The sequence below is a fragment of the Orenia metallireducens genome (assembly GCF_003001995.1).
Classification (GTDB): Bacteria; Bacillota; Halanaerobiia; order Halobacteroidales; family Halobacteroidaceae; genus Orenia; species Orenia metallireducens_B.
This window is the reverse complement of sequence record NZ_PVNB01000026.1, coordinates 37,903-48,470: the sequence shown is the minus strand read 5'-3', so window position 1 is coordinate 48,470 and position 10,568 is coordinate 37,903. Positions and strand designations below refer to the sequence as shown.

Genomic DNA, 10,568 nt, shown 5'->3' with positions numbered 1-10,568 from the left:
CTTTAATATTTTTAGTTCTTTTACTGTTCACTGTCAACTGTCCACTGTAAACTGCTCTTAAGTGGGGTGATTGTTTTTGAAAGGTTATTGAATTATTTTCATTATATTGTGGGGCTAGTAGGTGGTTTTATCTGCTATGGAGTGGGTGGATATGATAAGGGTTTAGAAGTTTTAATGTGGATGGTAGTGATTGATTATATTACTGGATTGTTATCTGCTTATGTCTTGAAGGAGTTGGATAGTGATATTGGTAGAGAGGGGATAGCCCGTAAGGTGGGGCTATTTTTTACTGTGGCTATAGCTCATTTGGTGGACCAAGTGTTAGGGAGTGGGGGAATGGTTAGGCAGATGGCAATTTGGTTTTATATCTCTAAGGAGGGGATTAGTGCTTTGGAGAATTTGGGCGAGGCTGGGGTTCCGATTCCTGATTCATTGAGAAAAGCCTTAAAGCAACTTAGGAATGAAGAATAAAATATAATCAAATTTAAATTCCAAAGATTATTTTAGCCACGAATTAACACGGATGAAACACGAATAAAATCAAAAGATAAGTTAGTCATTTAGTCAGTAATTTAATAAAATAAAGGATTCATAATTATAAAATTAGGTTTCAAAGAAGGTCTTGAACTAATCCGTGTAAATTCGTGAATATCTGTGGCAGAAAATTGTTTTGAATTAGTTTTAAAGATTTTGATTATAGAAGAGTGGATAAACTTGCACGAAAGGTTTAGTAGTTTGAACCTGTAGAGGCAATAGCCCCAATTTATTCTGTAGAAGGAGGGTTAATAGGTGAAAATTATTATAGACCCAGGGCATGGAGGTAAAGATGCTGGTGCTGTTGGTGAGTTTTCTTGTGAGAAGGATATTAACTTGAAACTAGCTAAATTAATTGAATTCTTGTTAGAGCATTTAGGATATGAGGTTAAGTTAACAAGGGATAAAAATTGTCTTCCAATCTGGGCTGAGAGAGTTGAGTCTAGCGAGGAAGATATTTTCATTTCAATCCATTGTAATGGTGCTCCTAATGAGTCTGCTCAAGGGATTGAGACTTTTTATTATGTTGGTAGTAAGCAAGGTAAGCAATTGGCTCAATCAATTCATAAAAGTTTGATTAAGGTGACTGAGAGTGTAGATAGACTTGTTAAGGATAATGATGATTTATATGTGCTGAAGAGAACCAAGTGTCCTGCGGTGTTAGTTGAAGTTGGCTTTATAACTAACCAATATGAAGAGAAGTTACTTAATTCAGCAGAGTATCAGTTGAAGTTAGCTTTGGCGGTTGTTAAGGGGATTGAAAGCAGTTTATAGTTTACAATGTACAATTGACAGTTAGGGTCAAGAGATAAAAAATGATAGAATCAGAGGGGGATTGAGATGCAAGATATTATTATTGACTTGGTAGCTAAGGCAATAGGATGGTTATCATTGTTGAGTATATTGATTATAGGATTAAGGAAGTGGAAACCAGGGCTGGATCCTTATTTTAGAACGGGAGCTTTTATTTTGGCTGAGGTTGATGATGTGATTGATGGTATTTTATTGGAGTTTCCTGATAATAAGTCGCTGAATAGCATTAATGATTTGTTAGATAAAGTGTTAAGTGAGTTAGAGGAGGCTGGTTATGAGGTTAGTAATAAAAATAAGAAGAAAATTGAGAATAGGTTGAAGGCTAAGGTGAAGAAGGAAGATGGGGTGAAGTTGGAGTTTGATAAAGGAGAGTATAAGATTAAATATGGTGGTGAGTTTTGATGATGGCCTCCTGAGGAGAAATCCTTAGGAGGTCTTTTTATATGTATAAAAATTTTTACTAGTTTTTGATTAAAGGTTCAGTTGAGATGGGTAATATCCTGAAGTTACTTTTAATTTCTGTAAATATATACTTATTTTATTACTAAAATCAATAGATATACAAATAAAGCATAAGAGATTGGAGTTGGGAATAGAAAGGAAGAGGCTAATAAGAATCCTCCTGTTCCAACGTTCATCCATTCTTCTGAGCTAGTACCCATTTGGAAATGATTTAAAGAGTACATAGTCTTTTTAGGATATAACCAAGGGATGCCTTTAGGATTCATAGTATCTGTAAAGAGATGACTAAAATATCCTATGGTAAAGTAGAACCAGGCTATTTTTCCAAAGTTAAAGAATATCCAGGTGGTTTGGCTAATTAAGAAGACGGGTAAGGTGCCTATAAGCATTCCTAAAAGACTGTGGGTGATGGTTCTATGACCAAATTTCATTGCTATGTAATAGGATAGTACTTTACGCCTATGGCCAAGATGACTGCCTATATGGTCTATATCAGGATATAATGATCCTAAATATGCAAGGTATAGATAGTAAAAGACTTCTAAGAAAAAGATTAGCCCACCAGGGATACTATTTGTTACTGTAGGGTTGGTTAAATTTATAGCTACTACATTACTGGATATATTTGAGTTTATAAGATGATTACTTATATTATTGCCTATAATAAATGCCATAGCGAGAAATAATCCTACTGTTTTATGAGTTTTATAAGTCAAAATATCACTCCTTTCTCAGAGTATTATTATATCCAAAGTAATTAGAAATAATAAAAAATCTTTTAATAGCCAAAAATATTAAAATAGGATTTTATGTATTTAATAAACAATAATACAATAAAACTAATATTATTATAATTTTTGTAAACTATACTATTATAAAAAGTAATTATGGAGGCGTAAAGGATGGAGAATAAGTTTAAATTTATTTGTTTAATCAGTTTAGTATTGATGATTAGTATTAGTGGGTGTACTATTAGCTCCCCCCCGAATTCACAGGTAATGAAGCAAGAATTATCAAATAAACTAGTTAGCATAGGATATACCAATATTAATGAAAATAATATTAAAGATATAGAAATAGTTAGAAGACAAACAAATAAGAAAGATAAAAATGATAAATCTTTTATTAGAGTAACTTTAGTAGATGGTGGAATTCAATCTGAAGGAGAATTAAAGTTAACTTATAACTATTACGATAAAGGGGGCTGGGTACTTGATGATGTAAGCAAGAACTTAGATAAGAACTTTTCATATACTCTTATTGGTGGTATAAATGAAGCCCAGATAAAAGAGTCTTTAATTAATCAGAACATTAATATTGGTGAATGGTATGGATCTATAGGTTTTTGGAATCGGCTATGGTCTTTAAATAAAGATGAAATTAGTAAAATAGATATTGTTGAGCAAAATACTGATATAAATCAAAAAACAGATGAAGTCATTATTAATTTAAGGTTAAAAAATGAAATGCTAAAGGTAAGTGGAAATTTAAAATTAATTTATGTATTTAATCATGACCACTGGAAGATAGAAAAAATCGAGTTAATTAATGATTTTGATCATGAATTTGTTAATGATAGATCAATGGATATAGAACAAGTAAAAAAAGATATAGTTAATCATGAGTTTTCTTATAATGTTTTTTCAAAATGGAAGATCAATGAAGGGCAGGTTAGGGATTTAAAAGTTATTGATCAGAAAATTAATGATAAAGGAAAGAAAAGGTTGATTATTGCTCAAATTAAGTTGGAATATGACAAAAAATTGTTTGTAGGAGAATTTAAAATTATATATGATTATATTCCTATAGATGGTTGGAGATTAAGTACAATCAAATTAAAGAGTCCATTAGAGTATGAAATTTATAATTTGTAAAATAAAAATTACTAGATAAATTAATATAATTAACATAAATTCAAGGTGATTTTATAGTCATATAGATGTGAATTCACATCTATATGACTATTTTATAATTAAATAATAAAATTAATTCAGCATATAATATATTCAATATTAAATAGAATAAAATAGATTTTTTAAAATACCTTCTGAGTAATTACTTAGAAGGTATTTGTATTTAAAACAGCACCATTTTACAAAACATATCAAGTGAATATCAGGTTAAACATAAAAGGTGATTATTAAAACTTGACATAAAGAATGAATAAAGATATAATAAACATAACGAGTGAACTGGAGGTGTTCTTTTTGAAAATAGGAATTGATAAGTTGAAAGCGATTGGTTGTGAAGAGATAAAAAAAGAGGTTTTTATAGAAGTTGATGATAAGATAGCTTTTGATTTGGTTGGTTACATAAAGGGAGAGGCAACTGTAGGAGTTGATATAAGTGAAGGTGGTTCTGAAAAGGGAGTTGGTATTTTAGCTAAATTAAGTCAAGTTGATCAGATCAATTATTATGGGTTTTTTAATCTAGAAAGAGAAGAGTGGAACTGGTATCAATTGATTGGAGGTAATATCTCTACTTTAAATAAGATGCCTATATTACAAGAAGTAAAGGAATCAAGAATAGATGAGATAACTAAGTGGATAGAAGAAGTCTTGGATAGAATTTATAGTATTGAATCATTTTCTATTTTGGAATTATTTATAGAGCTTTATAAGTTAGTTCTGATTAAGTTAGAGTTAGATAATGGAAATTTAGAAGCTGTTGATAATAGATTTACAATAGACAATATAAAGGATTTATATTGTGAGCTGATAAGAAAGGATGGGAATAAATTTGAAGGTGATATTAAGTTAAGTTCTAAGGCATTGAAAGAAGTGGTTGATGAATTTAATAATATAGATTTTAAAAATGTGGATAGAGTGGAATTGATGAAAATTTTAGATAGTCAATTGTTTGAAAATAAAAGCAAAGCCTTTGGAGAATATTTTCTTCCCCAAGAGATATCAAATTCTATGAGAGATATTTTTGAAGATTATTTTGAAAAGATATCTAATATCTTTGATGGGGTGGCAAGAAGTGGTCGGTTATTAACTGATGCTAAAGTTATTAATAATGATATTAAAGTTTTTGGGATGGATAATAATCATAGATTAATTAATTTAGCAGAGCTTAGGTCTTTGATTTTAGGACAGGATAATAAATTTTTAGTCGGAGATACTTTGAAGTTAAGGTCTGATAAATCTCAATTAGAGGGATTAACTGATGGTTTGGATTTAATATTATCTAGTCCTATGTTTGGTTTAAAGATTAGAGACAAGGATTTGCTATCAGAATATGAATTAGGTCAAGGAAGAAGTACTAAGATTGAAGCATTATATTTAGAATTATATCAGAGTTTACTTAAAGAAGGTGGATATTTAGGAATTGTTCTACCTGATGGGATCTTGACTAATAGTAGAGATAAAGATATTAGAGGATTTATTCTAGATAAGTTTATTTTGAAAGCTGTAATTAGCTTGCCAGAGGGAATTTATAGACCTTATACTGCTATTAATACAAGTTTGGTTATTGTTAAAAATAAGGGGTTTGAAGATGAAAAGCAGGATGAAGTTTTTATGGCTACTCCTGAAAATGTAGAAGAGTTAAAGGATGTTATCTTAGAATTAAAGAGGTGGGGAGGTATCTTTGGTGGATGATAAGATAAGTTATTTGGTTGATTTTGATAGTGATTTATTTGTAGATAGGATGGATCCGATGTTTCATCATCCTAAATTTAAAGATACTTCTTTTAGTGAGGTTTTTCTAAAAAAGTTAGGAGAAGTAAGTGAAATTATAAACAGAAAGCCAAAGAAAGGAAAAAAATATCGTTATATTGAGTTGGGATCTATTAATAAAAATACTGGAAAGATAGAAGAGGTTGATAAATTAGAGGAGTATAGTTATGAGAATCTGCCTAGTAGAGCTAAGAAGGTTGTCAGAAGAGGAGATATAATTGTTTCTAAGTTGGTTGAAAATTATACAGTTGTAGTTGTCGGTGAAGAGCATGATGGGTGTGTAGCAACTAATGCTTTTATGATTATAAGACCTAGGATAGATATTTCTTCAGATTTGTTAGCTTATATTTTGAAATTAGATGATATTATTAAACAGTTTCAGCGATATGGTTATGGTGCTACAGCTGTAAGGATATCAAATAGTGATTTTAAGAGGATTAGAATTCCTATTCCTACACCAGCAGATTTAAAGAGTATATTAGAGAGTAGGGTAGAGATTTTTAAGGAAAGAAAAGAATCATTGATACAGAGATATGATAATCGTTTTGTAGAAATAGAGAAGAGATTCTTAGATTTGTTAGGAGTTAAGTTGGATAGTGTAGATTACAAAAATAATTTTAAAGTTAAAGGAGAGCTTTTAAGAGAGGAGAATTTACATCCATCATTTTATAAGCCTGAACATTTAGTAGTTGATCAAGTAATGGAAGATAGTCAATACCAGAGTATAAAATTAAGAGAAGTAGTTGAGGATTTGACTATAGGTTCGTCACTGACTAGTAATGCTAAAGGTAAGTTGCTTTATATCAGTAGTAGAAATATTAATAGGTTTGAATTGGATTTGAGAAAATTGAATAATGGCAACTTAAAAGAAAAGGAATATGCAAGGTTAAGTACTGGAGATATATTAATAGTTAATGCTGGTTATAAGTTGGGATATGCTACTGTGGTTAATAAGGAAGGTGAGGGTTTAAGTTTTAATAATCATATTTACCGTTTAAGGTTAAAAGATGATGTAATCCCTTATTATATAGTGATATTCCTAAATAGTGAATTAGCTAAGAAACAATTTGAAAGGTATTCTGGGGGCGTGGCTCATAAGAATATCAATTTGGATTCTCTGTTAGATATGAAGATTCTACTGCCTAATCAAGAAGTGCAGCAAAGGATAAGTAAAGAAATTAGAGGGGTTTATGAGGAAATTATTAAAGGATACGAGAGTTGTAAGGATGAGGATAGAAAATTATCAGAGATGTTGATGGATTGTTTTGCAGAGGATAGAGGATTTCTAGATTAAGGTTGAAATAACAAATAGAGGAGGATGATTTGATGAGTGAACAGAGTTTGGTAGAGAAGAGGTTGACTAATCGGGTTCAAGAGATTGATATTACTTTGAAAAAAGCGGTTAGAAATCCAGAGTTAGAAGAGTCTAAAGAATTAATAAAGGAAGCTAACAAGGTATGTAAAGAGATAATGATAGAGGATGATTTAGATAATATAAAAGAACTAATGAAGGCGAATAGCTCAGTAATTGAATACTTCCAAGAGGAGATTGATGGTATAATCTTTATCGGTAGAAGAGAGTTGCCTAAAGGACCTAAAAGAGATCATCAAGATGTTGAGTGGTTCTTTAGAGGTTTCTGTACTTATGAGGAGTTTAGTAACTTTGAAGAGATATACGTAAAGTTTCAAGATAAGTTTGGTAAGTATAACTTTTGGGATGATGAAGATTATGATCTGTATTTAGAGGTTTGTGGAGGGGTAGTTGGTAATGAGTTATTGATTGATTATCCTATCAAGAAGTACTGGGATCAGAAGAGAGTGTTGGTTAGTCCTTTTGGTGTTGGAGTTGATGGAGGGCTGAGCAATGGAGGTAATGCTCAGTGGGGTAATTATGAGAAGTTCAAAGCAGAGGTTGAAGAGATTAAGGAGCAAGGTGGTCCTAAAAGTATAGAGGATAGGATTAAGTTAAGGATAAATGATGATTTTGATAGTATCTGGTTAGGAGAATACAATCAGCTTTATAAGGAGTGATGATTATTAAAAAGTTAGTACTGATTATTTGTTTAATAGTTATTGTAGTTGGGGTAAATTTTGAATTATCAGAAGCTCAAAATAGAATAAAGTGGAGTATACAGCTAGGTGATATGTCTTTATCTCCTGTAGCAATTGGACCAGAAGGAAAGTTGTATATTACTACCTTTGAAAAATTATATGCTATAAATCCTTTTGGAGAAAAGATTTGGAGTATTAGTTCTAAAGAGATTATTGGAGATTTAAAATTTGGTGATGTAGAATTTTTTAATTATGGTTATCCAGCAGTAACTATGGATGGAACTATTTATGTTACTACATCAAGGTACATAGCTGCTATAAATAAAGATGGAACTTTCAAATGGAAATTACGTCTTATAAAAGATATTTTCACAAATAGTTTGAAGTATAATTTAGCTTTAGGTAAAGCAGGGAGTATTTATGCTGGAGATAAAGAAGGAAATTTATATGTTCTAAATAGTAATGGGAAAATAAAGTGGGTTAAAAATTTAACTTATCTTGATTTGGCAGGTCCATCAGTTGGATTAAATGGAGTAGTTTATATTGGTGGTGATAACAATATACTACATGCTGTTTTACCTAAAGGAGATATAAAATGGAGCTATGATACAGATGGTAATGCATTTTTTCCTAAATTTGGAGGAAATATTGAGTCAACTCCTGCAATTGATAATAAGGGTAATATTTATTTTGGAACTTCTAATGGAGAAGTACATGCTCTCAATCCAGATGGTAGTGAGAGGTGGAGTACAAATCTTGGTGGTTTAGGAACAGTTATTGAGAAAGCTAGTCCAGTTATTGGTCCTCAAGGTACAGTTTATATTTGCAGTAGTGGGGACTATGGGCAAAAATTGCATGCTATAAATTCAGATGGCACTCTAAAGTGGGATTATAAATTAAGCGAAGAAGATTATGTTGAGACTACTCCGGCAGTAGCAGAAGATGGAACTGTTTATCTCGCTAATAGAAAGAAAATATATGCTATTAATCCTGATGGAATTAAAAAGTGGAGTATTAGTTTAGAAAGTGAAATATCTTCAAGTCCTGTATTAGGGATAGATGGGACTATTTACGTTAGTACTGATAACGGAAAGTTATATGCTATTAGGGGTGATAGTGTAGGAATTGGTGATTCGCCATGGCCAATGTTTGGTGGTAATAGTAGGCATAGTAGTGCAAATTATTTTGAAGGAGAAAAGGTTAAGACAAGAGAGACAAGATTTGATAAATGTATAAATTATTTAATTGAATTTATAGATGAAAATGCTCATGATAAAGAGAATAAAGAGCAAGCTATAGAACTTTTAAAAGTAATAAGAGATATAAAAAAATAGTTTATTAATAGTGTATCTAAAATAATGTACAATTAATCTATCTGTGGAGGGGATAAAATGGGAGCAATAAAAAAGCTTGAAGATGAATTCTTGTTAGAAGTTGATGATAAGTCACAAGTTTTTTTAGATAGCTTTAATTCAGAAGTAGATTATGGTCTTACTCAGGTATTTAGTAGATGCTTATTAGAAAAAGATGTGAATCGAGTTAAGATGGAATACAAAAGAAACTTACAGCAGTGTAATAAAGTAGAGTTTGTTAATTGTACTCCTCATCAGATAAGGGTGCTGGGTGATAATAATAAAGTTTTATTAGATTTAAAAGGTATCAAAAATCCTGCTAGAGTATCACAGAAGAAAGAAGAGAAGATGAAGGTTGGAGGAGTACCAGTTATAACCAAGAATACTCGTATAGTTAGTAATCTGCCAAGTCCTAGACCAGGAATTATCTATATTGTAAGTGGTTTTGTAAAGAATACTTTAAATCATAGAATGGATTTAGTTGCTCCCGATACCTGTGCAGATTCAGTAGTTAAGGATGGGGAAGGTAAGATAGTTGGGGTGAGAAGATTGATTAAATAAGGAGGTATTTAAACAATGAAAGAAACTTTCAAAACTTTAGTAGGGACCTCAAGAAAGACTAGCAAAAGGATGAGAGTTCATCAGGGATGGTGGAGAACTTTTGTTTTAGGTGAAGAAGAAGGGGAGAGTAGTAAAGATAATCCAGCTTGTAATGTAATGAAGAATGGAGAAGGTAGTAAGGTAAATTTCTTGACTAAGAATATTAGGCAAGTAGTTAGAGAAACTTTAGAATCTAGAGATAAATATGATTCTGGAATTATGAATACTAAAAGATTACATAATAATTTACTATCTAGTCAGCCAGCAACTTTTAATTTTTTTGCAGAGTTTAAATTAGATAAAGTGTTAGCTAAAAGTTTTCTGGAATACTATATACCTGAAGTAACAGAGGTTTTAGATGTTAAGTTTGAATATGTTCCAAAGTTTGCTGAGATAGGAGATAATTCAGCTTTTGATGTTGTTTTTGAATTTAAAATTGGTGATGGGTTGGGGCTATTTGGTTTAGAAGTTAAATATATTGATGATTTTAGTGCTAAGCCGAGTAATAGCAAATTATATTATGGTCAAAAGGGAAATAAGAATTACGATAATTATTTTAGAATATTCAGTAATTCAAGGAGTGAATTCTTAAAGGATTATGAAGATTATGTAGAGAGTAAAAAGTTTAATCAATTATTTAGAAATCAATTAATTGCTGAAAAGGCTTTAAGTAGTGGTAAGTATGATTATATAGTAACAGGTTTGTTTACTCCTGAAGGGCATAAGATTAAAGAAGCTCAAGAGTTTCAAAGTATATTAAAAAGAGGAAGTGAAAAGTTTAAGATTATAACTTATTGGGATATGATAGAGAAATTACAGAAATTAGATTTAAGTAAAGAGCAGAGAAAATGGACGATGTTATTATGGACTAGGTATAGTGCTGTTGAGTTGAGTGAAAAAATTTATAAATTATATTAGTTAGAATAAAGAAAGATAAGGAATAATTGCTTTATTTTTAACAGGAAAATAAGGATAAGTATAGAAGTAATATCTATAATAGAAGTGAATATTAGGAAAGTTAGATTATTTCTAATAGTTAAGTGTAATAATAAGAGGTTGAAAATTGGTTAAAGTA

The 10,568-nt window shown here is 30.7% G+C and carries 11 protein-coding genes; 10 read left to right on the top strand and 1 reads right to left on the bottom strand.

Translation table 11 applies throughout. The features are described from left to right. The first annotated feature begins 87 nt into the window (after nt 1-87). The 3 genes from BX659_RS15050 (at nt 88) to BX659_RS15040 (ending at nt 1,749) form a co-directional block, all read left to right on the top strand. Nucleotides 88-471, top strand: coding sequence for a phage holin family protein (locus tag BX659_RS15050; protein WP_097019099.1), 384 nt, complete (start codon nt 88-90; stop codon nt 469-471). 318 nt (nt 472-789) lie between these two features. Then, nucleotides 790-1,308, top strand: a complete 519-nt coding sequence (locus BX659_RS15045) for an N-acetylmuramoyl-L-alanine amidase (RefSeq protein ID WP_097019097.1) — start codon at nt 790-792, stop codon at nt 1,306-1,308. Nucleotides 1,309-1,374: 66 nt separating this feature from the next. Continuing rightward, nucleotides 1,375-1,749 carry a hypothetical protein gene (locus tag BX659_RS15040; protein ID WP_253250792.1) on the top strand — a complete coding sequence of 125 codons (375 nt, stop codon included), beginning with the start codon at nt 1,375-1,377 and terminating at the stop codon, nt 1,747-1,749. A gap of 131 nt (nt 1,750-1,880) precedes the next feature. On the opposite strand, the gene BX659_RS15035 is transcribed toward BX659_RS15040, so the two are convergent. Continuing rightward, nucleotides 1,881-2,525 carry a metal-dependent hydrolase gene (locus BX659_RS15035; RefSeq protein ID WP_097019096.1) on the bottom strand — a complete coding sequence of 215 codons (645 nt, stop codon included), beginning with the start codon at nt 2,523-2,525 and terminating at the stop codon, nt 1,881-1,883. A gap of 186 nt (nt 2,526-2,711) precedes the next feature. Here BX659_RS15035 and BX659_RS15030 point away from each other — a divergent pair, with 186 nt between their 5' ends. The 7 genes from BX659_RS15030 to BX659_RS15000 all read left to right on the top strand — a co-directional run bounded on the left by BX659_RS15030 (nt 2,712) and on the right by BX659_RS15000 (nt 10,411). Continuing rightward, nucleotides 2,712-3,683, top strand: coding sequence for a hypothetical protein (locus tag BX659_RS15030; protein WP_097019095.1), 972 nt, complete (start codon nt 2,712-2,714; stop codon nt 3,681-3,683). Between the two features lie 333 nt (nt 3,684-4,016). Continuing rightward, entirely contained in the window at nt 4,017-5,411 is a 1,395-nt protein-coding gene (locus BX659_RS15025; RefSeq protein ID WP_172431978.1) for an N-6 DNA methylase, read from the top strand. Then, a complete protein-coding gene (locus BX659_RS15020) occupies nt 5,404-6,783 on the top strand; it encodes a restriction endonuclease subunit S (RefSeq protein WP_106231939.1) in 1,380 nt (459 codons plus the stop codon). The genes BX659_RS15025 and BX659_RS15020 overlap by 8 nt, the downstream gene beginning before the upstream one ends. Before the next feature lie 32 nt (nt 6,784-6,815). Continuing rightward, on the top strand, nt 6,816-7,520 hold the full coding sequence (locus tag BX659_RS15015; protein WP_097019092.1) for a hypothetical protein: 705 nt from the start codon (nt 6,816-6,818) through the stop codon (nt 7,518-7,520). Beyond that, entirely contained in the window at nt 7,520-8,875 is a 1,356-nt protein-coding gene (locus tag BX659_RS15010; RefSeq protein WP_097019091.1) for an outer membrane protein assembly factor BamB family protein, read from the top strand. The genes BX659_RS15015 and BX659_RS15010 overlap by 1 nt, the downstream gene beginning before the upstream one ends. 57 nt (nt 8,876-8,932) lie before the next feature. Continuing rightward, the gene (locus BX659_RS15005; protein ID WP_097019090.1) at nt 8,933-9,454 is read left to right on the top strand and encodes a hypothetical protein; all 522 of its coding nucleotides are present in this window, start codon (nt 8,933-8,935) and stop codon (nt 9,452-9,454) included. Nucleotides 9,455-9,469: 15 nt separating this feature from the next. Continuing rightward, the gene (locus BX659_RS15000) at nt 9,470-10,411 is read left to right on the top strand and encodes a PGN_0703 family putative restriction endonuclease (protein WP_097019089.1); all 942 of its coding nucleotides are present in this window, start codon (nt 9,470-9,472) and stop codon (nt 10,409-10,411) included. Nucleotides 10,412-10,568 lie beyond the last annotated feature (157 nt).